Source organism: Pseudomonas sp. TE9122 (assembly GCF_056278925.1).
In genome coordinates, this window is record NZ_JBWBQI010000001.1 from 2,691,802 (window position 1) to 2,715,647 (window position 23,846).

Below are 23,846 nucleotides of genomic sequence, written 5' to 3' on the forward strand. Positions count from 1 at the left end.
CGTCGTGTCAGCCAACACACATGACACTGACCCAGCGCTTTCGCGAGCAGGCTCGCTCCCACATGGGGATCTCCATAGGTCTGTATGACTCGGTTGTGAATGCCATGAATACTTCAACTGCCAAAGCCCACATCGACCTGTCGCCACCGCAGCGCAAGCTGCGCGTGCGCAATCCCGGCTGGTTTCTGGTCAGTCCTTCGGTGGCGCTGTTGCTGCTGTGGATGATCGTGCCGCTGGGCATGACCCTGTACTTTTCGATGATCCGCTACAACCTGCTCTACCCCGGCGAGAATGAATTCGTCGGGCTGGAGAACTTCACCTATTTCCTCACTGATTCGGGCTTCATGCCCGGTGCGACCAATACGTTGTTGCTGGTTGGCAGTGTGCTGCTGATCAGCGTGGTCTTCGGCGTGCTGATCAGCGCGTTGCTCGAGGCCAGCGAATTCCTTGGTCGCGGCCTGGTGCGGGTGATGCTGATCTCGCCGTTTTTCATCATGCCCACCGTCGGCGCGTTGATCTGGAAAAACCTGATTTTCCACCCGGTCTCGGGGATCCTCGCCTACATCTGGAAACTGTTCGGTGCGCAACCGGTGGACTGGCTGGCGCACTACCCGCTGCTGTCGATCATCATCATTGTTTCGTGGCAATGGCTGCCCTTCGCGATCCTGATTCTGATGACCGCGATGCAATCGCTGGATCAGGAACAGAAAGAAGCTGCACGCCTGGACGGTGCCGGCCCGATCGCGATTTTCTGGCACTTGACCCTGCCGCACCTGGCGCGGCCGATTGCCGTGGTGGTGATGATCGAAACGATCTTCCTGCTCTCGGTGTTCGCCGAAATCTTCACCACCACCAACGGTGGCCCCGGCTACGCCTCGACCAACCTCGCCTACCTGATCTACAACCAGGCGCTGGTGCAGTTCGACGTCGGCATGGCTTCGGCCGGCGGTTTGATTGCCGTGGTCATCGCCAACATCGCCGCGATCATTCTGGTGCGAATGATCGGCAAAAACCTGACTGACAAAGCGTGAGGCCTGCCATGACGCTCCAACAATCCCGTCGCCTGCAAAGCCTGCTGCTCGGCACGCTGGCCTGGGCCATCGCGATCGTGATTTTCTTCCCGATCTTCTGGATGGTGATGACCAGTTTCAAGAGCGAAATCGACGCTTTCGCCACGCCGCCGCAGTTCATCTTCACGCCAACGCTGGAGAACTACCTGCACATCAACGAGCGCAGCGACTACTTCAGCTTCGCCTGGAACTCGGTGGTGATCTCCTTCAGCGCCACCGCCCTGTGTCTGTTGATCGCGGTGCCGGCGGCCTACTCGATGGCGTTCTACGAAACCCAGCGCACCAAAGGCACGTTGCTGTGGATGCTCTCGACCAAGATGCTGCCGCCGGTGGGCGTGCTGATGCCGATCTACCTGCTGGCCAAGAGTTTCGGCCTGCTCGACACGCGCATCGCGCTGATCGTGATCTATACGCTGATCAACCTGCCGATCGTGGTCTGGATGGTTTACACCTACTTCAAGGACATCCCCAAGGACATCCTCGAAGCCGCCCGCCTCGATGGTGCGACGCTGTGGCAGGAAATGGTCCGCGTGCTGCTGCCAATCGCCAAGGGCGGCCTCGCCTCGACCGTGCTGCTGTCGCTGATCCTGTGCTGGAACGAGGCGTTCTGGTCGCTGAACCTGACCTCATCGAATGCCGCACCGCTGACCGCGCTGATCGCCTCGTATTCAAGTCCCGAAGGGCTGTTCTGGGCCAAGTTGTCGGCCGTATCGACCCTGGCCTGTGCGCCGATTCTGATCTTTGGCTGGATCAGCCAGAAGCAACTGGTGCGCGGTCTCTCGTTCGGCGCCGTGAAATGAACATCCCGAATCCAACCCTATCCCCTGTGGGAGCGAGCCTGCTCGCGAAAGCGGAGTGTCATTCAACCCTGATGTCGACTGACACGGCCCCTTCGCGAGCAGGCTCGCTCCCACAGAAAAGCCGATCTGGTTTAACCCAATAATAAATTGCGGAGGCCCATCTCATGGCCAACCTGAAAATCAAGAATCTGCAAAAAGGCTTCGAAGGCTTTTCCATCATCAAGGGCATCGACCTGGAAGTGAACGACAAGGAATTCGTGGTCTTCGTCGGCCCGTCGGGCTGCGGCAAATCCACCCTGCTGCGCCTGATCGCCGGCCTTGAAGAGGTCAGCGGCGGCACCATCGAACTCGATGGCCGCGACATCACCGAAGTCAGCCCGGCCAAGCGCGATCTGGCGATGGTGTTCCAGACCTACGCGCTGTACCCGCACATGACGGTGAAAAAGAACATGTCGTTCGCCCTCGATCTGGCCGGCGTGCCGAAAGCCGAAGTCGAGCGCAAGGTCGGCGAAGCGGCACGCATTCTTGAACTCGGGCCGATGCTCGAGCGCAAACCCAAACAGCTGTCCGGCGGTCAGCGTCAGCGCGTGGCGATCGGCCGCGCCATCGTGCGCAACCCGAAGATTTTCCTCTTCGATGAGCCGCTGTCCAACCTCGACGCGGCGTTGCGCGTGCAGATGCGTCTGGAACTGCTGCGCCTGCATAAAGACCTGCAAGCGACGATGATTTATGTGACCCACGATCAGGTCGAAGCGATGACCATGGCCGATAAAGTCGTGGTGCTCAATGGCGGCAGAATCGAACAGGTCGGCTCGCCGCTGGACCTCTATCACAACCCGGCCAATCTGTTTGTCGCAGGCTTCCTCGGTACGCCGAAAATGGGTTTCCTCAAAGGCAAGATTGCCCGCATCGACGGCGCCAGCTGCGAAGTTTCGCTGGACGCCGGCACGCGCATCACCCTGCCGTTCAACGCCGCCAACCTCAGTGTCGGAGGCGCAGTGACGTTGGGCATTCGCCCTGAACACTTGGAGCTGGCGCAACCCGGCGACTGCACGTTGCAGGTGACTGCCGACGTCAGCGAACGCCTTGGCAGCGACACCTTCTGCCACGTCACCACCAGCGCCGACGAAGCCCTGACCATGCGCGTGCGCGGCGATCTGGCCAGCCGTTACGGCGAGCAATTGAGCCTGCGCCTGGACCCGACTCACTGCCATCTGTTCGATGCCGAAGGTGTGGCGCTGACCCGTCCACTGCGCGCTGCGGCCTGATTTCGAGACTATCCGATGAAACTCAACCAACAGAACCTCAATCGCCTCGCCGCCCAAGTGCAGCTGCCGGGCTACGACCTCGGCGCCACACGCCAGGGCATCGCCCACATCGGCGTCGGTGGTTTCCATCGTGCGCATCAGGCGTATTACACCGATGCCTTGATGAACACTGGCGAAGCGCTGGACTGGGCAATCTGCGGCGTCGGGCTACGCCCGGAAGATCGCCGCGCCCGCGATGATCTGCGCGAGCAGGATTACCTGTTCACCCTGTTTGAACTGGGCGACAGCGATGACACCGAAGTGCGCGTCATTGGCGCGATCCGCGACATGCTGCTGGCCGAAGATGGCGCGCAAGCACTGATCGACAAACTCGCCGAACCGCAGATCCGTATCGTTTCGCTGACCATCACCGAGGGCGGTTACTGCATCGACGACAGCAACGGCGAATTCATGGCGCACCTGCCGCAGATTCAACACGACTTGGCCCATCCCGAGGCGCCGGGCACCGTGTTCGGTTTCCTCTGCGCCGCGTTGGCCAAACGGCGTGCGGCGGGCGTTCCGGCATTTACTGTGATGTCCTGCGATAACCTGCCGCACAACGGCGCCGTCGCCCGTAAGGCGCTGCTGGCTTTCGCCGCCCTGCGTGATCCGGATCTGCGCGACTGGATCGACCAGAACGTCAGTTTCCCCAACGCCATGGTCGATCGCATCACACCGATGACCAGCACCGCGCATCGCCTGCAACTGGCCGACAAACACGGCGTCGACGATGCCTGGCCGGTGGTCTGCGAACCATTTGTACAGTGGGTGCTGGAAGACAAATTCGTCAGCGGCCGCCCGGCATGGGAAAAGGTCGGCGTGCAGTTCACCGACGATGTGTCGCCGTACGAAGAGATGAAAATCAAACTGCTCAACGGCAGTCACCTGGCGCTCACTTATCTGGGTTTCCTCAAGGGTTATCGCTTCGTCCACGAGACCATGAACGATCCGCTGTTCGTGCGTTACATGCGCGCTTATATGGATCTGGATGTCACGCCGCAGCTGGCCCCGGTGCCGGGCATTGATTTGAGCGAATACAAGGACACGCTGGTCGCGCGATTCTCCAATCAGGCGATTGCCGATCAGCTGGAGCGCGTGTGTTCGGATGGCTCATCGAAGTTTCCCAAGTTCACCGTGCCGACGATCAATCGGCTGATCGCCGATGGCCGCGAGACCAAACGTGCAGCGCTGGTCGTGGCGGCGTGGGCGTTGTATTTGAAGGGCGTGGATGAGAATGGCGATACGTATTCGATTCCGGATCCGCGAGCGGCTTTCTGCCAGGGATTGGTGGCGGACGATGAGTTGATCACCGAGCGCCTGTTGGGCGTGGAGGAGATTTTCGGCACGGCGATACCGAAGTCGGCGGAGTTTGTTGCGGCATTCGAGTGGTGCTGCCAGAGTTTGCGCGAGGTTGGGGTTTCGCGGACTCTGGAACGGGTGCTCGGCTGAAAAGCCCCTCACCCTAGCCCTCTCCCGGAGGGAGAGGGAACCGACCGCGTGGTTCTTCCGTTATTCATCGACCTGAAATTCCGAGTCGAATACAGAGTGTGAAAGGCATGAAAATCTGCTCCCTTTCCCCCTCGCCCCCGTGGGGGAGAGGGCTGGGGTGAGGGGGTAGCTCTTGATCTTCAGCGCAATCTGACAGGCCCATACATGACAACAACAAAGCTCTTCCTGGGTATCGACTGCGGCACCCAAGGCACCAAAGCGATCATCCTCGATGCCGACAGCGGTCAGGTGCTCGGTCTGGGCGCGGCGCCGCACACGATGATCAGCGGCGCCAACGGCCGCCGCGAACAAGACGTTCAGCAATGGCTCGATGCATTCGTTAGCGCCACCCGCCAGGCCTTGCAAGCGGCAAACGTCGACGGCCAAGCGATCCTCGGCGTTGGCGTCTCCGGCCAGCAACACGGCCTGGTGCTGCTCGATGAGCAAGGCGCAGTGCTGCGCCCGGCCAAGCTCTGGTGCGACACCGAAACCACGCCGGAAAACGACCGCTTGCTCGCGCAACTGGGCGGCGAGCAAGGTTCGCTGGAACGCCTCGGCGTGGTCATTGCGCCGGGCTACACGGTGTCGAAACTGCTCTGGACCAAAGAGCAGCATCCCGACGTGTTCTCACGCATTGCACGCATTCTGTTGCCCCACGACTACCTCAATTACTGGCTCACTGGCCGCGCCTGCAGCGAATACGGCGACGCCTCCGGCACCGGCTATTTCGACGTGCGCACGCGGCAATGGGATGTGCAGATCCTGCGCGACATCGACGCCAGCGGCCGTTTGCAAGCCGCGCTGCCGGAGCTGATCGACGCGCACGCCGCCGTCGGCACCCTCCTCCCGGCAATCGCCGAGCAACTCGGCATCAACCCCAACACGGTGGTCTCGAGCGGCGGTGGCGACAACATGATGGGCGCCATTGGTACCGGCAATATTCAGCCCGGCGCGATCACCATGAGCCTCGGTTCGTCCGGCACGGTCTACGCGTTCTCCGACGCACCGAACGTCAGCGCCGACGCCTCGGTTGCCACGTTCTGTTCCTCCAGCGGCGGCTGGCTGCCGCTGATCTGCACAATGAATTTGACCAACGCCACCGGTGCGATTCGCGAACTGTTCAAGCTCGATCTGCCGACCTTCAACGAACTGGTCGCGCAATCGCCGATCGGCGCCGAAGGCGTGAGCATGCTGCCGTTCCTCAACGGTGAGCGCGTCCCCGCCCTGCCCAACGCCACCGGCAGCTTGCACGGCCTGACCATGGACAACCTGACCCAAGCCAACCTGTGCCGCGCCGCTGTCGAAGGCACCACCTTCGGTTTGCGCTACGGGCTGGATTTGCTCCGCCAGAATGGTTTACAAAGCCTGCGCATTTGCCTGATCGGCGGCGGCTCGAAGAGCGCGGTGTGGCGGCAGATCGTCGCCGACATCATGAACGCTCCGGTGATCTGCACCGAACAAAGCGAAGCCGCCGCACTGGGCGCGGCGATTCAGGCAGCGTGGTGCGCGTCGCGCTCGAACGGCGATGATGTGTCCCTGGCCGATCTGTGCGAACGCTGCGTCAAACTCGACGCGCGCAGTGAAACCCTGCCGATCGCCGCCAATGTCGCGGCGTTCCAGCAGGCCTACGAACGCTATCAACAGCATGTCGCAACCCTATAACGAGCAAACAACTATGTACCTGGTGTGTGGCGAAGCCCTGTTTGATTTTTTCAGCGAAAACGACGCCAGCGGTCTGGCCTCGAAAGTCAATTTCAAGGCGATTGCCGGCGGCTCGCCGTTCAACGTTGCCGTAGGTTTGCGGCGTTTGGGCGTGGACTCGGCGCTGTTCGGCGGGTTGTCCACCGACTACCTCGGCCGACGTTTGCAGCAAGTGCTGCAGGACGAAGGCGTGCGCCCGGAATACCTGGTGGATTTCGCCGCGCCGACCACCCTGGCGATGGTCGCGGTAGGCGCCAATGGCTCACCGCACTACAGCTTCCGTGGCGAAGGCTGTGCCGACCGGCAACTGAGCGAGGCGCATCTGCCGACACTTGGCGACGAGGTGCGCGGCCTGCACATCGGCTCGTTTTCGCTGGTGGTGCAGCCGATTGGCGACACGTTGCTGAAACTGGTCCAACGCGAAAGCGGCAAACGCCTGATCAGCCTCGACCCCAACGTGCGCCTCAATCCCGAGCCGAACATCGAGCTATGGCGCGAGCGCATCGCCACGCTGGTGCGCCTGGCCGATCTGATCAAAGTCAGCGACGAGGATCTGAGCCTGCTCTATCCCGAGCAGGATCCGCAGCATGTTATTGAAAGCTGGCTCGAGCATCGCTGCCAGATCGTATTCCTGACACGCGGTGGCGACGGCGCAACGGTGTTCAGTCGCACCCATGGCTCGTGGTCGGTACCGGCGAATCCGGTGAAAATTGCCGACACCGTTGGCGCTGGCGATACCTTCCAGGCCGCGCTGATCACCTGGCTGACGGAGCATTCGCTGGACTCGGTAGAAGGCGTGCAGCAGCTCAGTCGAGAGCAAATCGACGGCATGCTCAGGTTCGCCGTACAAGCCGCCGCACTGACCTGCAGCAAAACCGGTCCGGATCTGCCCTATCGTCATCAATTGAGCTGAGCGCGTAGACTGTCGGCCTTTTTGCGCACGACGGAAAACAGCTCTTGAATCACAGGCACATCCTCGCCCTCCTGACCATGGCCACCCTGCTGAGCGGTTGCGGCACCTCGCCGCCCCGCTCCCCGGAAGACATCTGCGCAATCTTCCGCGAGAAAAGCGATTGGTACGACGCTGCGCAAGTCACGCAGAAACGCTGGGGCGTGCCGATCCAGGTGCCGTTCGCGATCATGTATCAGGAATCCGGCTACCGCTACGACGCCAAGACGCCGCGCAAATACCTGCTCTGGGTGATTCCTTGGGGCCGCGTCTCGACCGCGTCCGGCTACGCGCAAGCCAAGGACGAAGTCTGGGCCGACTACCAGAAAAGCACCGGCCGCAACTGGGCCGATCGCGAAGACTTCGACGACGCCATCGACTTCGTCGGCTGGTACATGGACAAGACCACCTCGATCAACGGCGTGTACAAATACGACGCCTATAACCAATACCTGAACTACCACGAAGGCTGGGGCGGCTTCCGCAACAAGACCTACGCGAGCAAAGCCTGGCTACCGCCGACCGCGCGCAAGGTGCAGAACCGTTCGGATCTGTATGCGCAGCAATATGCCGGCTGCAAGGAAGACCTCAATCGCGGGTTCTGGAGCCGGTTCTGGCATTGGTTGTAGAAGCCCTTCGCGAGCAGGCTCGCTCCCACAAGACCTTAGTGAACGCCGATTTTGTGTACACCCGAGAAACCTGTGGGAGCGGGCTTGCCCGCGATGGCAATCTCTCAAACACCATCAAAGTCTATGAAAGGCCCGATTTCACTGACCCAAACCGCCCTCCTAAGGGTTTTCCCTATGGCACTGACGCCCCACACCTACGCCATTTGCGCCTTGAATGAGGCCGTCTAATCCTGCAACATCCATCACCTGCTTATTCAACGGACGGAATTCAAGGCATGCTGGACGCCAATGCAACCCACATCACCCTCTCGATCGAAGACGCCAACGCCGACCTGCAAGTCCTCAGCTTCACCGGTCGCGAAGCCCTCAACGAACCGTTCCGTTTCGACCTCGAACTGGTCAGCGCCCGCCCCGACCTGAAGCTCGAAGAGCTACTGCACAAGCGCGCCTGCCTGACCTTCGGCGCCACCGGAGAAGGCAAGATTCACGGCCAGGTCTACCGCATCGAGCAGGGCGACTCCGGCAAGACCCTGACCCGCTACAGCATCAGCCTGATGCCGCAACTGGCGTATCTGCAGCACAACCATGATCAGCAGATCTTCCAGCAACTGACGGTGCCGAAAATCATCGCCCAGGTGCTGGAAGATCGCGGCATTCTCTCTGACGCCTACAGCTTCCAGCTCGGCGCCGAGTATCCGGAACGCGATTATTGCGTGCAATACGACGAGTCCGACCTGCATTTCATCCAGCGTCTGTGCGAAGAGGAAGGCATCCACTTCCACTTCCAGCACAGCAGCAGCGGCCACAAACTGGTGTTCGGCGACGACCAGACGGTGTTCCGCAAACTGAAGCCGGTCAGCTACCAGCAAGACTCCGGCATGGCCGCCGAGAAGCCGGTGATCAAGCGCTTTAACCTGCGCCTGGAAACCCGCACCACCCGCGTCAGCCGTCGCGACTACGATTTCGAAAAACCAAAGCTGCTGCCCGAAGGCGCGGTCAAATCCGAATTCGCCCCGGATCTGGAAGACTACGATTACCCCAGCCGCTTCACCACCCGCGAGCGCGGCAAGTTCCTCTCGACTCGCGCCCTCGAACGCCATCGCAGCGACTACAAACTCGCCGAAGGCAAAGGTGATGAACCGACGCTGACCAGCGGCCATTTCCTCACGCTCGCCGAACACCCGCGCGCCGAGTGGAACGACCTGTGGCTGCTGCTGGAAGTCTTCCACGAAGGCAAACAGCCGCAAGTGCTCGGCGAAAACGTCACCAGCGACGTCACCGACAACAAAAGCGATTTCCATCAGGGCTACCGCAACAGCTTCCTCGCCACCCCGTGGGACGCGCACTACCGCCCTGCCCTCGAACATCCGAAACCGAAAGTCCTCGGCAGCCAGACCGCCGTCGTCACCGGCCCTGCCGGTGAAGAAATCCACTGCGATCAATACGGCCGCATCAAGGTGCAATTCCACTGGGACCGCGACGGCCAGTCCGACGACAAAACCACCTGCTGGATGCGCGTCACCAGCGGCTGGGCCGGCGCAGCCTACGGCGGCATCGCCATCCCGCGCATCGGCATGGAAGTCCTCGTCACCTTCCTCGAAGGCGACCCCGACCAGCCCCTCGTCACCGGCTGCCTGTACCACAAGGAAAACGTCGTCCCCTACGACCTGCCGGCCAACAAAACCCGCAGCACCTTCAAAACCCTCAGCTCCCCGGGCGGCAAGGGCTACAACGAATTCCGCATCGAAGACAAAAAAGGCGCCGAACAGATCTACATCCACGCCCAGCGCGACTGGGACGAAAACATCGAACACGACCAGAAAATCCGCGTCGGCAACGAACGGCATGACACTGTTGAAGCCAATGTGCTTAGCGAATTCAAGGTTGAAGAGCACCGGATCACCCATCTGGACCGCATCAGCGAAATGCGCGCGGATGATCACCTGACGGTGGGTGTGACGCAGCATGTGAAGGTTGGGACTGGGCAGTTTGTTGAGGCCGGCAACGAAATCCATTATTACGCCGGCCAGAGAGTCGTGGTCGAAGGCGCCATGGAGCTGACCGCGAAGGCTGGAGGCAGCTTCGTCAAGGTCGATGCGGGTGGCGTGACCATCAGCGGCGCTGAGGTGAAGGTCAATACCGGCGGCTCGCCCGGGGTGGGCACGCCGGCGGCGCCGTTGCTGCCGGGGCCGATGAAGGTTGCGGATGCGGATAAGGCGGGGAAAGCACCGCTCCCTGCCCGTCTTAATGAGTCAGGTATTACCCCGCTGTGTGGAAAACAGAGTAACGGCGCTTGCAGCCGTAAGGATTGCACATGCATGTAAAAGCGCTGAGCGCTCTCCTCGCCGAGCCTTGTTACAACTTTTCTGACTTGCCCGCTACCAGCGAGTCGCTGTGTTTCATCATTGACCAAGGGCTCCAGCCTGACGCTTTAGGCCGTCTTTATCGATTAGGCGAACCCGTCGTCGCTCAAGGTCTGTTTGTAGGGACAGACCTTGCAGGGATTCCTGACGAGCCATTGTGGCTGGTGGCCCCAAAGGGCGGCAAAGTGGCAAAGGTCGCTGTGGAACTATGTGAGGAACGCTTTTCGGGAATCGCAATCTCAACCCGGGATCCTGGAAAAGCTCTGGCTCATGCGCGCTGGCTGCTTAAGGCAAACGATGGTTCAGGTGGCCAAAGTCTGCTGAGTTTCCACAAGCCGAGTCTATGGGCTGCGCTGGCCTACACCGCCGATAAAGCATTCGATCAGTTACTAGGCTGCTGGGATGCGGTCTACAGCCCGGCTCCAATTCATTTCGGTCAAGAGCGTGGGCGATGGCTGACCTGGAAAGCCACCGATCAATCAACGTGGGACGGTGACAGAGCGGCGTTCAATCTGCCCGAGGCGGCCGCGAAAGTACAAGCGCGCCTGGGCTGGATGTACTGGATCGATGAGGAATACACAGCATTCAATGAGCCAGACGATGACCGCTTGAATGACATGGCGGACAACCTCGACATGTTGCTCAAAAACAACATTTATGATGGCGATCACCTGCTCAAGCTTGGCCATGTCGTGAACGGTCCGCTGTTCGAGACCCAGCCTGGGATCATGGCGATCCTGCAATCAAAGGACGAGTCGTTTATCAAAGTAGATCGGCTCCTGGAATCAGCCGCCGTTGCCCAACACTAAGGCGACGCGACAACAGAACGGAATCACCATGGAAATTACAAATCACGCTGTGATGCCCGGCGAAACTCTGGGCCAGATTGCTACGCGCTACAACACTACTGTGGCGCAACTTCGTCAGATGAATCCCTTCATCACCAACCCGGATAACGTCAAAGTCGGATGGAACCTGAGCGTTCCGAAAAGCGCACTAACGCCTGCTGCGCCTGCCGCTCAGACACCCGCCGCAGCTCAACCGCCTGCGCAAACTACCCCGGAAGCCGCAACTCAGTGCTCTGCGGAGGATCTGGTTGAACTGGAGCCTGTCAAAGACACCCCAGATCAGAGCTCAAAGACTTTCAAACCGCACGCGCCGCCCTGCTCGAAAAAGTTTGCCAGTGCGATTTATGCCACCGAAGAGCAAGAATTTTGGCTGCTTCCCGAACGGGCAAAGTCCGCCATCAAAGAATCCATGTTCGCCCTGGATAAAATGATTGCACCCAGCAAACCACGTGATGCACGCCTGAACGGGTTGCAGGAATCTGGTTTGCTGGAATACTTCCTTGAACCTAAGTTGAGTAATTTCCTCACGGGCGCACAGCGTGCACGTATGGAAGAGTTTGAAGCGATGGGCGATGAGATCGAAATCGATCCAGCCACCGCCAAAAAAAGGCAGAACGAAGCTAATGGAAACAAACCGGCAGTCGCTCCTGCTCAGTCCATGGACGAGGAGACGCCAGTATCTCGCCTCGACCGTCTAGCGGCAGACATAGCTACTGACCAGCGCGTTCACGAAGCATATGCCGACTTTTACAAGCGGCGGGCTGAGTGGGTCGCGTTAAAAAAAGAAGCGGTAGCGGCCGCTAAGTTAGAAGGCTACACCTACGAAAGCGGCTCGCTGTACTCCAAGGAGGCGATTGAAGCGCGGGCACGCGTGCAAGCTTATCTGGAGGCTCGCAAGAAATTCCTCGGCAACAAAAACTTCAAGCAGGTATCGCTGGAAGACGTTGCCAAAGCCTTGGCGGAAAAGAAAAAAAGTTACGACAATATCTGCAATGGCATGACTGACTGCACCGCCGATCTGGTCGGCTATGTTTACACACTACACAAAAACGCCGATGCGCTTGATTACCACGCTTACACCGAATCCATCATGAAGGCTTCCGATTATGGAATCGCGCTTCCAGAGTTTGCGCTGATAAACGACGGCCTTGCCTCTGGCATCGAACAATTCAAGCTGTATTTGGATACAGAGAAAAAGCAATCGGAAGCAACTGCGCAACTTCAGGACAAGTACAAACGCTGGATCGAAGCAACAGGCCAAAATGCCCAGGCCCCTGCAGGTTTGGTGGAAGCAGAGCGTGCAAAGTGGGACCAACTGCAGAAAATCAAAGAAGACCTCTATACAGCCGCTCAGAATAATGTCAACGCGACGAAACCCCGACGTTATCTGATCTGGGAGCCGGAAGCGTTCCAGCCCAAGCCAGTAGATCGCATGGTTAAACCTGGTTTTCCTTTGCGCGAAGTCAGCCTTTCGGACGCCAAGGGCACTCCGTTGGGCTGGTTCAGTATGTCGAACCTGAAAGACGCAAAAAAAATAATGAAAGAGGACTTCAAAAAAGTCCCTGGCTCTGTATCCAAGGCCTTTAAAAGTCCCCCGACAGATGCCACTGAAGGTTCTGATAAAAACAGTGAGCTCAGTTCGTTCCGCCAATGGCTGTTGGCTCAGGGCGCTGTAAAGTTCAGCGATCAGGTCGGCGACTGTTTCGATGAAAAAGGTTGGTTCAAAGCCAAAGACTTTTACGCTCACTTAAAAAAGGAAGGCTATGAGGTCACTGAACTAGAGGACGAGGCAGCTCTTACCAATTGGGGTAAGCATCTTCAGCAGCTGGTGTTTCAGAAAAGTGTACGCGGTAAAGTGAGACTCTTCGATGCCAGTCCTCAGGCGCAGTTCGTTCGCTGCCTGACACCTCCACAACCAAGCATTCACGCTGAAGTGAAGCTGGAAAGCCCCCCCATCAGCGCTGCAGAAGGTTTTCAAGCGTCGGCCAGCGCGGGGATGAGCCTCGACTTGGCACGCGGCGAAGTGGAATTGATGAAAGTCGATATGCCCGCCCAAGCGAGCGCACAGGAAATCACGCTCGACTACCTATTGGACGGTAGCCCACAAAAAATGAATTTTGGGCGTTTCTCCTTCCACTTCGGCGTGAAGGCGTGGGGATATGCTGGTGCTTCGCTGCTACTTGCCGGCAGCGTCGAATTGAGCCCTATCTTCGGTAACGTCAAATACGGTGCCTCACTGAGCCCGGTCAAACGCGCACAGCGTGAAGATGCCTCAGCCAAACAGGAGCGCGCCGATCACGCAGCCGCCAAGCAAGCAAAAGCCGACAGTGGCGACGATAGTCCTACTCCAGATCTCGTCCATCAATCAAAAGCCCCCACCGCTGCGGGCACCCTGAGCACAGGTCAGATGTCGACTGGTCGCCTCGCCAATGGTCAAATCGAAAATGGCGCGAAGGCAAGCTTCAACGTATTCGGCGGTTTGCAAGCCGCTATTGAGCTCACTGGTGCACTAAACTGGGCGCCGCCAAAAGAGCTCGTCGCCCGAAGTACCGCGCCATCGTTGGGTATAAGCGGTCCTAAAGACGCAAGGACAGCCAATCCATGGCTGACGCTTGCAAAATTGGGCGGGTCCGTAGGAATCGCGTTAGGCGCAGGATTTCAAGGGAACGCTCAGGTTTCTCTTGATAAAGGACGGTTCATTCTTAATTTGAAGGCAACAGTAGTGCTTGGACCGGGCGCTAACGGTAGTTTCAAATTTGAAGTGGGTTATGAGGCGGTGGTCGACCTCATTAACATATATCGCAAAGAGCTGCATAAGACCAAAGGCCGTAAAGTTGAGTGGATGGATCCTGAAGCGAGTGAGTATGCCTCCGCACTTAACGCTTTGGGCGTTGCCGGATTGAATGTGGCAATGGCATACATGATGCGTTGGGATGTTGTGATGGGTCTTTATGAGTCTCTGACGCGACGTGGCAAGGGCGGACCGATTGCGGACGCGATCATGAATTATAAGAACCAAAGCGAGCTCGAAGAGTGGATTATTAATGCAATTCCTAACGCGCTGGGCCCACTGTTAAGAACGCTTATAAGCCAGCCCGAAGAGTTTAAAATTACTACAGCCAGTCCTGAAAACAATAGCATATCTGACAAGGGTCGCACATATAGTCAATCCGAAGGCCATGTTCTCCAGCAAAAAGCCATAGAAAGAATTTTGCGCTGGATAGTCAACAATGCAAAAAAAACCAACACTATTGACAAAGCACAAAGACAATTTGAACTCGCATGCATGTCAATGAATGAGTTTGGCATAAAAGAGCAAGCTGGAGAACAAGAGTATTGCAAAAATCGTATGTCACTAGATACTTTCATGGCGGAAAGCGTTCAAAGCCTCTTTGACGATACAATTGTTGAAGTACGTAAAAACTATAAATCGCACGCAAAATTACTTGGCGCAAATCTGGCCGATTATTGTCAACAAAATTATGTCCCATCACCAACCTACTCGCTTAGTGGGGCGACACCCTATTTAAAAGGCTACCAATGAACAGACTAATAAAAATCAAATTAAATCAAATCATTCTAATGTTCAGCTTGGGTTTGATTTCAGTATCGCCGTATAGCGCCAATTTTACCAATGCATCCTCAGTCCCTCAGCAAAGTGGACCAAGCGGAATCATTCTTTACAACCAGATGAAAATAGATGCGGCAATTCCACAGCTAGAGCGAGAGGCAAAAGACGGCGCAATAGAATCACAGTATTATCTTGCCGAAGCTCTTCGAAAGAAAAATGGATACATGACTCCCGAAGCCCAATTTTGGTATGAATCGGCAGCAGAGAAAAAAAACATATACGCAATGATTCAGTTGGGTCGAGCAAAAAAAGATCTTTGCGCAACGATGGGAAATTGCCCGTCGTCAAAAAAAACTCAAGCAGAATGGTTCGTAGAGGCAAAAAAAATAACGTTACCTAAGGCAAATGATGGCGATCCTGAATCTTTATACTTGATGTACGAAATCACGCTGGATCACCATTGGTTAGAAAAATCTGCTAATGCAGGCTATCCGCTCGCGCAATATTGGATGGCGATCAGCGAAAGGCAGGGAGAGGGTTACTTCTTTACTCCTGGAGGACGTGAAGCGTCGGTCAAAAAATGGCTGCTACTCTCTGCGGAAGGTGGCAACCCTAAAGCTATGATGCAATATCTAGAGACGCTTTATAAGCAAGGAGACATGGCGAGCATTCGACATTGGCTCGAGAAGGCTGCCGCAACAGGCGAACAAGCTGCAATGAGTAACTATGGTGCGTACATTTCACATACGCCAGATAAAGTAGGTTACTCTTTGGATTTAGTCAAAGGCTACGCTATTTTCTCTTTGTTAAAAGAACTCGGTGACGCCGGTGGCGTGCAAGATTATGTCGACCGTAAGATCGAAAAAATTTCTGAAAAGATGACACCAGAACAAATTGAAGAATCAAAAATCGTCGCTGAAGAATGGAAAACCAATCACCCACCGCTGTCTTTCTTCCCCGACAAGCTGAGTAATTGAGTATATTTTTAGGTTGTCCGCACCCAAATTCCATCTAGATAAATTATCGCCACTGCCCTTGATGAACGACTGAATAGGCAAAGACTTCAATGAAACTGCTGGCCACTGCGTTAACATTTTTAAGCCTAGTATCAGCCCAGTCAAACGCGCTTACGAACGAACAATCTCAGGCAAAAATCAAGGGCATTGAACTATACAATCAACACAAAGCCATCTCCGCAATTGAAACATTACAAATAGCAGCCGAAGGCGGTGATGATGAAGCACTTTACTATTTGGGAGAATCTATAAGAAAAAACAATAGATACATGACTCAAGAAGCGCAAAAGGCTTACGAGGAGTCAGCAAAGAAAGGCAATATTTACTCTATGATTCGGCTCGGCGGCGCGGATCAAGATTTGTGCGTAACTATGAATAATTGTTCTTCCTCTGAGCAATCGCCTAAAGATTGGATGAACAAAGCCAAAACCCTTGCTACAGATCAGGCATCTCATGGTGACGCTGAGTCGATGTACCTACTATGGGAGATAACAGGAAACGATGAATGGCTTGAAAAGTCCGCAGAAAAAGGTTTTGCATTAGCGCAATTTCGTTTAGCGACCAAGTATCAAGAGGGGGGAGGCATGTTCCTACTACCCTCTAGCAGATCAGATGAAATCGAAAAATGGATGAAAGCCGCTGCAGAGAATGGTTATCCACCAGCCATGATGGGATTTGCCGCTACGAGGATTGAAAAAGCCGATTTGTCATCATTTAGAAAATGGAATGAAAAAGCTGCAGCCTCAGGCTATGCATCTGCAGTTTTTGGTTACGCGTCATATATTGGCGAAGCTGAACCAAAATACGGATTCGAATCAGACCCGGTAAAGTCATACGCACTATTGTCGAATCTACTGGAGCTTGATGGTGGTGGAAACGTAATAAACAACGTTAACGACGTATTGCCGGAAGTAGAAAAAAAGCTGTCAAAAGAGCAACTAGAAAAAGCAAAAGAACTCGCAAAAACGTGGAAGGCCACTCACCCACCGCTCTCGTTTTTTCCAGATAAGTTAGGGTACTGAAATTTAGCAGCACAGCCTTATCATTAATTTTTTTCGAGCACGTCAAAGCCCGTACCCTAATGATTCATATCGCAAACGACAAATGCCCGAGACAAGGGAAAAGCAACCGTAAATAACTCAGCTCATGTTCACATCGGTTAACTCAGCCTTAACGCCACAGTCAGAGACTCCATATCACCGCACACCCTCAGCTTTCCCCCGCTGACGCCCAGTGCGGCAGGCTCGCCCGGCTTCGTGCCGGGCGCCTACCCGCAACGCTGGAGTCCTCTCATGAACATTCGTCCCTTCCTGCTCACTGCCACCCTCGCCTGCAGCTCATACGCCGCACTGGCCCAAGCCAACGTCACCTCCGCCACATCGAATCAAACACCCTACCAATACGGCATGCCACTACACGTGGCGAAGGTGCTTTCGCTAACCGAGCCGCCGACCTCGGAATGCAAAGTCATCACCGCCGACATGAAATACATCGACAACACCGGCAAGCCCGCACAAATCAGTTACAGGAAATTATCTGACGCATGCAGTCAACAGAACTGACAGACGCTTCTGATTTTCCGCTTGGCCATAGGCGTGCGGTGGTTTCGGCGGGTATGCTCGGGGCCTTCCCTACTGCCGCAAGGATTGGCCATGCAGTTGTCGTTCCGCACGTTGTCGAGCTTCACTTCAATCCTGTGTTTTCTGCTGGCGCTGGTCTGGGGATTTTTTCCGGAGGTGTTGCTGGCGATCTGGAGTATTGGCTATTCGGAAGGCACTGGCGTAGTCGCAAGGCGCAGCGCGGTGCTGTTTGCGGCGTTGGCGGTGATGTTTTGTTTGCTGCGCAATGCTCCGCCGTCAGTGGCACGCAGTGCACTGAGCAATGGTTTTATCGTCGGCTGTTTCGGTTTGGCGGCGTTGGGTTTTGGCGAATGGCTCAATGGCCATGCCGGCCCCGGGATTTTGCTCGCGGTGCTGGTCGAGTTCGCGCTGGGCCTAGGTTTCGTGCAGGCCCGGCGCGTGACGGTCGAACTGGGTGAAACGGTGGGTTAAACGGCTCGAGAGCGAGCGCTGGTTTGATGGGTCGTGGTTTGTTGCGCGAGGTCGGAACGCAGGCCAGCGACCAGGTTGTTGATCTCACGGCAGCTGTTCAGGCGGCTGGCGTCGATTCCACTTACGTAGAGATCGGCTTGGTCGGTTCGATGGTCGCCAAATACTTTGACGGACATCGACAAGTCTGGTGTCAGCGTGCACTGGCAGCGTTTCGGCAGGAAGCTGCTTTCAATGATATTGCGTAATTCCAAGGCAGATAAAAACATGGCGAACCCTCTCCTTTCTGTGCGATTGCCAATCAAGTATTCACGCTGACCCTCTGCTGCGCCTTCACGGGTGTGCCCCCGCTGTTTCCCTGGTGCGGCAAGTGGTGGTACTGCGAAATGCCCATTGGAGTGTAGGCGCCCAAATCCTGTGCGCCTCACCAAAAGAACGCATAAAACGTGCCTTTGATCGGTTCGTTTTGCTCCCTTCAAAATCAAGCACTTGGAAATGTGGCCAGTATCCTGCTATTTGCAAATTGCATGAATCGACCACCCGTCCCCTGCAATCTGCAATCTCCGGGCAAATTTGCTTTCGAAGGCTATGACGGCAAGAATGTCTCCCATTGCAATTCAACCCGCACGGAGGCCTCCATGAATTCCTTAAGCGTTTGCGCGATCACCGGCCTGTTGATCGCCAACCTTTCCACCCTCGCCCACGCCGCCAAGCTCGAAGACGTCGCGCCGTACCCCAAAGCCGAAGCCGGGTTTACCCGACAAGTCATCCATCTGCCCAAGCAAGAGCAGGAAGAGAATTTCCAGGTTGAAATTCTCGCCGGCAAAACCCTCGAAGTGGATTGCAATCGCCAGCGTCTGGGCGGTGTGCTCGATGAAAAGAATCTGCAAGGCTGGGGCTATCCGTTCTATCGCCTGGAAAAAGTCATCGGCCCGATGAGCACGATGATGGCCTGCCCGCCTGGCAGCCAGAAAAAGCGCGCTTTCGTTCCGGTCGTCGGCGATGGCTTCATGTTGCGCTACAACAGCAAGCTGCCAGTCGTGGTGTACGCCCCTTCGGACGTCGAAGTGCGCTATCGCATCTGGTCGGCGTCGGACAAAGTCGGCACCGCCCTGCAGGAATAACCGGAGAGCTTATTACGCCGGCACGCCGCAAGCAGCGGCGCGTTCGGCGACATGGCGCAGGCTGTCGAAGTTGATGTTGGCCCCGGAGTCGATGGCGACGAATGTCTGATCGCGAACCCCACTGCGCGCCACGTACTGCTTGATCCCCGCCACGGCCAGCGCCCCCGACGGTTCAGTGATCGAACGGGTATCGTCGTAGATATTCTTGATCGCGGCGCAGAGTTCGTCATTGCTGACCGTGATCACTTCATCTACGCAGAAGCGGCAAACCTCAAAGCCATACGCGCCAATCTGTGCTACCGCTACGCCATCGGCGAAGGTGCCGACACTGGGCAGGACCACCCGCTCGTCCGCACTTAAAGCCGCCTGCAGGCACGCCGAATGTTCGGATTCGACGCCGATGATCCGCACTTCCGGACGCAGGTATTTGACGTAGGCCGCGATACCGGCGATCAAACCTCCGCCCCCGACCGGGATGAAGATGGCGTCCAGCGCGCCTTGATGCTGGCGCAGGATTTCCATTGCCACGGTGCCTTGTCCGGCGATCACGTCAGGATCATCGAACGGTGAAACAAACGTGCATCCGGTCTGCTCGGCCAAGTGCAACGCATGGGCCAAAGCAAAGGGGAAACTATCACCGTGCAGCAATGCGTCGGCACCGCGACTGCGCACGCCGAGCACCTTGAGCTCAGGGGTGGTAGACGGCATGACGATCGTCGCGGCAATGCCCAATTCCCGTGCCGCCAGCGCTACACCCTGCGCGTGATTACCCGCCGATGCAGTGATCACTCCCCGCGCTCGCTGATCATCGCTCAGTTGCACGAGTTTGTTGTAAGCACCACGGATCTTGAAAGAGAACGTCGGTTGCAGATCTTCGCGCTTGAGCAGGACCCGATTGCCCAATGCTTGCGACAATGCCGGCGCAGGCTGCAACGGGGTACGCACCGCAATGTCGTACACCGGCGCGGCCAGGATTTTCTTTACATAGTGCTCGAGCAGGGATTGCTGGTCGGGGCTGTGCGGCATGGTCGTCTCCTGACATTTTTCAGAACCCCGGAGACAGAAAGTAAAAACCCGCCTCTAGGGCGGGTTGGGTGCTGCAGTCGTGAGCTAGCCCGCCAAATAAGGAATGGCGGTAATAATGCTTGGCTGGCAGCGCGATACGGTGAAAGTCATGGACTGGAAATTAGCCTGCCGTTGGATGACAAGTCAATGGCCCGCTGCAGAACTTTGAATCTTCCGCAGAACTGAGCAGTAACTGCAAAGGAGAACAACAACTTCTGCTCCAAGCCGATGAAAGTGGAGATCGACCATGAATATCCGCCAAATGCTGTTCGCCGTCCCGCTGCTGGTCGCCGCCCTGTCCAGCCCTGCTGCTTTCGCCGTCGATGAAAGCGACGCCGTGAAAAAGCCCGAATGTCCGAAAGGCCAGGTGTGGGACAGTAAAACCCAGCAATGTGTGTTGCAGACCAGCGGCACAACGCAGCCCTGAAATTCGTCATACGGTTCAGGCCATGGCCGGCAACCACAGCCTGAATCGCGCCCCACCCAGCGGCGAACTCTCAACGGTAAGTGTGCCGCCCTGCGCTACGAGCGCTCGGCGGCTTATCGCCAAACCGAGGCCGAACCCACCCGTCGCGCGATCACGGCTGCGGTCGAGCCGATAGAACGGTTCGAAAATCCGCTCGCGCTCATCGTCGGGAATGCCGATGCCATCGTCGTCAACCCATATCTCACACCCGCCGGCAATGACCTGCACGCCAATCTGAATGCGCTTTTCGCAATAGCGCATGGCATTGCGCAACAGGTTCTGGATGGCCCGGGCGGTCAGGCGCGGATCCAGCGCGAAGCGTTCGAGTTGACCGTGCAGCAGAACGTCAATCACGATGTCTGGCGACTCCAACTCCTCATCGACGCTGCCGAGAATGCTGTCGATGAATTCGTCCAGCGACACCTCGATGCGCTCAGGCGACTGCGCCGGATTCTGCAAACGGCTGTAGGAAAGCAACTCCAGCACCAATTCATCCAGCTCACGAATATGGGCGACCAAACTCTGCAGGCGCTCGCGGCTGGCAGCCGGCAAGTCTTCTGACAATGCCAGCGCCAGGCCGAAATCCAGACGCGTCAACGGCGTACGTAGCTCATGGGAAACGGCGTTGAGCAGATCACGTTGCTGGTTGAGAAGGTTTTCGATATCGCCGGCCATGGTGTCGAACACGTTGGCGAGGCTGCCGATGTTCGAACTAGGGGCGATTCTGGTTCGCTCGCTCAAATGCCCCTTGCCGAAGCGTTCGGCAGTGCCCTTCAAACGTTCAAGGTCGCGCCAGTGCGGGCGCAACCAGAGCAGCAGGCAGCCGAGCAACATGGCGCCGATGAGCACATTAATGCTCCAGTACAACAGATCGACGTCGACCGGATCCGGCGGTACGACCATACGCACGGCCATGTCCGCATTCAGCGGAGTGACTGCCAAAGTTCGCCAGCCCCAATCGCCGATGCGCACCACGTTCTCACCACGGTGCAAACGTTCCTGCTCGATGGGCGTGAACACTGGGTCGTCGATTGGCGTCAGGACGATGTGCAGCGGCTGAAACTCCTTGTCCATCGCCGCCGCAATCGCCGGCCATTGCTCTTGCGGCGCAGCATGAAACTGCTTGGTGATCAGCGATTGCAGACCTCGGGAGAATTCCAGATTGTAGGTGACGAAGCGATCCCGAAAGGCCATGACCACCAGATCCGGCACCAGATAGATCGCCGCACTATAGGAGACGATCGTCACCAGATACAGGCGAAACAGAATGCGAAACATCAGCTCAACATTCCCATTCGGACCGGCTGAACAGATAGCCCTTGCCCCACACGGTCTTGATCTTGCGCGCCTCGCCGGCGTGATCATCGAATTTGCGCCGCAGCTTGGAAATCGCCACGTCCACCGAGCGGTCAGTGCCATTGAATTCAATACCGCGCAGCCGCTGAAGAATCTGATCGCGACTCAGCACTTCGCCGGCATGTCGGGCCAGCACCACCAGCAAATTGTATTCGCCGCTGGACAGTTCAACCGCTTGATCACGCCAGGTCACGGTGCGCTCGGACAGATCGATGCACAGATTGCCCATGACGATCCGATCGTTGACCGCCAGCGGTTCGCCGAGGCTGCTGCGCCGCAACAACGTGCGCACTCGCGCCAGCAGCACTCGTGGCTCGCAGGGTTTGGTGACGTAGTCGTCAGCGCCCATTTCCAGGCCCAGTACCTGATCATGACTGTCATCGCGGGCCGTGAGCATGAGGATCGGCAGTGTCGCCGAATCGGCACGCAGCAAACGGCACACCTGCAAGCCGTCGAGGCCCGGCAGCATGAGGTCGAGGATCACCAGATCCGGCGGACTGATCCGCGCCCGCTCGCGCACATGGTCGCCACGGCCGATGACGCTGACGGAATAACCGTTGCGCTCCAGGTAGCTGGAAATCAGTTCGGCGAGGGCGGTGTCGTCTTCGACCAGGAGAATGTTGGGCATGGGGTGTTCCAGAGAATGCTGTGGCGACAGTCGGGACTCATTCGCTCGCACATTGAAATGCGATCTCCTGTGGGAGCGAGCCTGCTCGCGAAAGCGATCGAACTGTCGCAATAAATTTCAAGGCCTGCAGGATATACGCCCTCGCGCACCACCGAGCAAAACCCTTACACAATTTCACACAGCAGCTACAAAGCTTCACCGCTAACCTCCCCGTCTGGCCGTAGGATGCGGCCTTCAATATTGGGGGTGGTACATGTCTGGAAAACTGCTGGCCGGGCTCGGCCTGATCGCATTGGCGCTGACGCTGAGCGCCTGTGACTCATCCTCGAACGCCGAAGAGCAAGCACCACCAGCCACCGTGCGCATCGAGACCATCAAAACCCAGCCATTGTCGATCAGCAGCGAACTGAGCGGCCGCATCGCCGCGCCACGGATTGCCGAAGTGCGTGCGCGAGTGGCCGGCGTAGTGTTGCAACGCACCTACCGCGAAGGCAGTGACGTGAAAAAAGGCGATGTGCTGTTCCGCATCGACCCGGCACCTTTCAAGGCGGATCTGGACAGTGCCGAAGCCGCGCTGCGCAAAGCCGAGGCCAACGCCTTTCAGGCCAGATTGCAAGAACAACGCTATGCGCAGTTGATCGAGGACCAGGCCATCAGCGGTCAGGACTACGACAACGCCCGCGCCGCTGCACGGCAGACGGCAGCTGATGTCGCGGCCAGCAAAGCGGCGCTTGAACGGGCGAAACTGAACCTCGGCTATGCCACCGTCACCGCGCCGATTTCCGGCCGTATCGGTCGCGCCTTGGTCACCGAGGGTGCGCTGGTCGGGCAGAACGAAACCACGCCGCTGGCGTTGATTCAGCAACTCAACCCGATCCATGCCGACCTCACCCAGTCGACCCGCGAGCTCAATGAACTGCGCCGGGCATTGCGCTCCGGGCAGTTGCAGGAAGTCGGTCAGGATCAAGCGAAGGCCACGCTGATTCAGGATGACGGTAGCGTGTATCCGTTGCCCGGCAAGCTGCTGTTCAGCGACATCACTGTCGATCCCGGCACCGGGCAGATCATTGTGCGCAGCGAGTTTCCCAATCCGGATCTCGACTTGCTGCCGGGCAGCTTCATCCGCGTACGCCTTGAGCAGGCAACCATCCAGAACGGCATCACCGTACCGCAACGCGCGGTGCAGCGTGACAGTGCCGGCATTGCCCAGGTGCTGACTGTCGATGAACAGATGCGCGTGGCGCAGCAACCGGTGCAACTGGGTGCGGTGCAGAACAATCGCTGGATTGTCACCGGCGGCCTGAAGCCCGGCGACCGTGTTGTCATCGAAGGCCTGCAACACGCCCGTCCCGGGGAAAAGGTGCAGATCGACGAAACCCCACTTCCACTTGCCCAGACCACTGGTCAGTAAGCAGGA

Annotated in this window: 20 protein-coding genes and 1 pseudogene; 17 read left to right on the forward strand and 4 right to left on the reverse strand. The window is 57.2% G+C overall.

Annotated features, from left to right (window positions below; all coding sequences use genetic code 11):
- Nucleotides 1-104: 104 nt before the first annotated feature.
- The 14 genes from ACZ9BE_RS12120 (at nucleotide 105) to ACZ9BE_RS12185 (ending at nucleotide 17,793) form a co-directional block, all read left to right on the forward strand.
- On the forward strand, nucleotides 105-1,031 hold the full coding sequence (locus ACZ9BE_RS12120; RefSeq protein WP_041480415.1) for a carbohydrate ABC transporter permease: 927 nt from the start codon (nucleotides 105-107) through the stop codon (nucleotides 1,029-1,031).
- Between the two features lie 8 nt (nucleotides 1,032-1,039).
- Nucleotides 1,040-1,870, forward strand: coding sequence for a carbohydrate ABC transporter permease (locus tag ACZ9BE_RS12125; RefSeq protein ID WP_016774872.1), 831 nt, complete (start codon nucleotides 1,040-1,042; stop codon nucleotides 1,868-1,870).
- Nucleotides 1,871-2,034: 164 nt separating this feature from the next.
- Nucleotides 2,035-3,138, forward strand: a complete 1,104-nt coding sequence (locus ACZ9BE_RS12130; protein ID WP_252884290.1) for an ABC transporter ATP-binding protein — start codon at nucleotides 2,035-2,037, stop codon at nucleotides 3,136-3,138.
- A 15-nt stretch (nucleotides 3,139-3,153) separates the two neighbouring features.
- Nucleotides 3,154-4,626, forward strand: a complete 1,473-nt coding sequence (locus ACZ9BE_RS12135; RefSeq protein WP_476249478.1) for a mannitol dehydrogenase family protein — start codon at nucleotides 3,154-3,156, stop codon at nucleotides 4,624-4,626.
- Nucleotides 4,627-4,830: 204 nt separating this feature from the next.
- Nucleotides 4,831-6,327, forward strand: a complete 1,497-nt coding sequence (gene xylB / locus ACZ9BE_RS12140; protein ID WP_236169059.1) for a xylulokinase — start codon at nucleotides 4,831-4,833, stop codon at nucleotides 6,325-6,327.
- Nucleotides 6,328-6,340: 13 nt separating this feature from the next.
- Nucleotides 6,341-7,279 carry a carbohydrate kinase family protein gene (locus tag ACZ9BE_RS12145; RefSeq protein ID WP_252876384.1) on the forward strand — a complete coding sequence of 313 codons (939 nt, stop codon included), beginning with the start codon at nucleotides 6,341-6,343 and terminating at the stop codon, nucleotides 7,277-7,279.
- A gap of 77 nt (nucleotides 7,280-7,356) precedes the next feature.
- A complete protein-coding gene (locus ACZ9BE_RS12150) occupies nucleotides 7,357-7,944 on the forward strand; it encodes a transglycosylase SLT domain-containing protein (protein ID WP_041480414.1) in 588 nt (195 codons plus the stop codon).
- Between the two features lie 275 nt (nucleotides 7,945-8,219).
- Nucleotides 8,220-10,268 (forward strand): type VI secretion system Vgr family protein, encoded by a 2,049-nt coding sequence (locus tag ACZ9BE_RS12155; protein WP_476249479.1) that lies wholly within the window; start codon nucleotides 8,220-8,222, stop codon nucleotides 10,266-10,268.
- Nucleotides 10,259-11,116: a DUF4123 domain-containing protein gene (locus tag ACZ9BE_RS12160; RefSeq protein WP_476249480.1), complete on the forward strand. Its 858-nt coding sequence runs from the start codon at nucleotides 10,259-10,261 to the stop codon at nucleotides 11,114-11,116. The genes ACZ9BE_RS12155 and ACZ9BE_RS12160 overlap by 10 nt, the downstream gene beginning before the upstream one ends.
- A 28-nt stretch (nucleotides 11,117-11,144) precedes the next feature.
- Nucleotides 11,145-14,699, forward strand: a complete 3,555-nt coding sequence (locus tag ACZ9BE_RS12165; protein WP_315435120.1) for a LysM peptidoglycan-binding domain-containing protein — start codon at nucleotides 11,145-11,147, stop codon at nucleotides 14,697-14,699.
- Complete coding sequence (locus tag ACZ9BE_RS12170) at nucleotides 14,696-15,703, forward strand: tetratricopeptide repeat protein (protein WP_476249481.1); 1,008 nt, start codon at nucleotides 14,696-14,698, stop codon at nucleotides 15,701-15,703. The genes ACZ9BE_RS12165 and ACZ9BE_RS12170 overlap by 4 nt, the downstream gene beginning before the upstream one ends.
- 89 nt (nucleotides 15,704-15,792) lie before the next feature.
- Nucleotides 15,793-16,764, forward strand: a complete 972-nt coding sequence (locus ACZ9BE_RS12175) for a tetratricopeptide repeat protein (RefSeq protein ID WP_252886290.1) — start codon at nucleotides 15,793-15,795, stop codon at nucleotides 16,762-16,764.
- Nucleotides 16,765-17,034: 270 nt separating this feature from the next.
- Nucleotides 17,035-17,304: a DUF2790 domain-containing protein gene (locus ACZ9BE_RS12180; RefSeq protein WP_095180120.1), complete on the forward strand. Its 270-nt coding sequence runs from the start codon at nucleotides 17,035-17,037 to the stop codon at nucleotides 17,302-17,304.
- A 90-nt stretch (nucleotides 17,305-17,394) separates the two neighbouring features.
- Nucleotides 17,395-17,793: a hypothetical protein gene (locus tag ACZ9BE_RS12185; protein ID WP_076562707.1), complete on the forward strand. Its 399-nt coding sequence runs from the start codon at nucleotides 17,395-17,397 to the stop codon at nucleotides 17,791-17,793.
- On the opposite strand, the gene ACZ9BE_RS12190 is transcribed toward ACZ9BE_RS12185, so the two are convergent.
- Nucleotides 17,790-18,059 carry a DUF1652 domain-containing protein gene (locus ACZ9BE_RS12190; RefSeq protein WP_041480220.1) on the reverse strand — a complete coding sequence of 90 codons (270 nt, stop codon included), beginning with the start codon at nucleotides 18,057-18,059 and terminating at the stop codon, nucleotides 17,790-17,792. The genes ACZ9BE_RS12185 and ACZ9BE_RS12190 overlap by 4 nt on opposite strands.
- 369 nt (nucleotides 18,060-18,428) lie before the next feature.
- Between ACZ9BE_RS12190 and eco the strand changes: the two genes are divergently transcribed.
- The gene (gene eco / locus ACZ9BE_RS12195; RefSeq protein WP_122611356.1) at nucleotides 18,429-18,914 is read left to right on the forward strand and encodes a serine protease inhibitor ecotin; all 486 of its coding nucleotides are present in this window, start codon (nucleotides 18,429-18,431) and stop codon (nucleotides 18,912-18,914) included.
- 36 nt (nucleotides 18,915-18,950) lie between these two features.
- Here the strand turns inward: eco and ilvA are convergent.
- Nucleotides 18,951-19,940, reverse strand: a pseudogene (gene ilvA, locus ACZ9BE_RS12200) (threonine ammonia-lyase, biosynthetic); the annotation flags it as partial.
- A 286-nt stretch (nucleotides 19,941-20,226) separates the two neighbouring features.
- Here ilvA and ACZ9BE_RS12205 point away from each other — a divergent pair.
- On the forward strand, nucleotides 20,227-20,406 hold the full coding sequence (locus tag ACZ9BE_RS12205; protein WP_252876388.1) for a hypothetical protein: 180 nt from the start codon (nucleotides 20,227-20,229) through the stop codon (nucleotides 20,404-20,406).
- A gap of 15 nt (nucleotides 20,407-20,421) precedes the next feature.
- On the opposite strand, the gene ACZ9BE_RS12210 is transcribed toward ACZ9BE_RS12205, so the two are convergent.
- Entirely contained in the window at nucleotides 20,422-21,723 is a 1,302-nt protein-coding gene (locus ACZ9BE_RS12210; RefSeq protein WP_252878281.1) for an ATP-binding protein, read from the reverse strand.
- A gap of 4 nt (nucleotides 21,724-21,727) precedes the next feature.
- A complete protein-coding gene (locus tag ACZ9BE_RS12215; protein WP_016774890.1) occupies nucleotides 21,728-22,429 on the reverse strand; it encodes a response regulator in 702 nt (233 codons plus the stop codon).
- A 253-nt stretch (nucleotides 22,430-22,682) separates the two neighbouring features.
- Here ACZ9BE_RS12215 and ACZ9BE_RS12220 point away from each other — a divergent pair, with 253 nt between their 5' ends.
- Nucleotides 22,683-23,840, forward strand: a complete 1,158-nt coding sequence (locus ACZ9BE_RS12220; RefSeq protein ID WP_041480213.1) for an efflux RND transporter periplasmic adaptor subunit — start codon at nucleotides 22,683-22,685, stop codon at nucleotides 23,838-23,840.
- The last annotated feature ends 6 nt before the right edge of the window (nucleotides 23,841-23,846 follow it).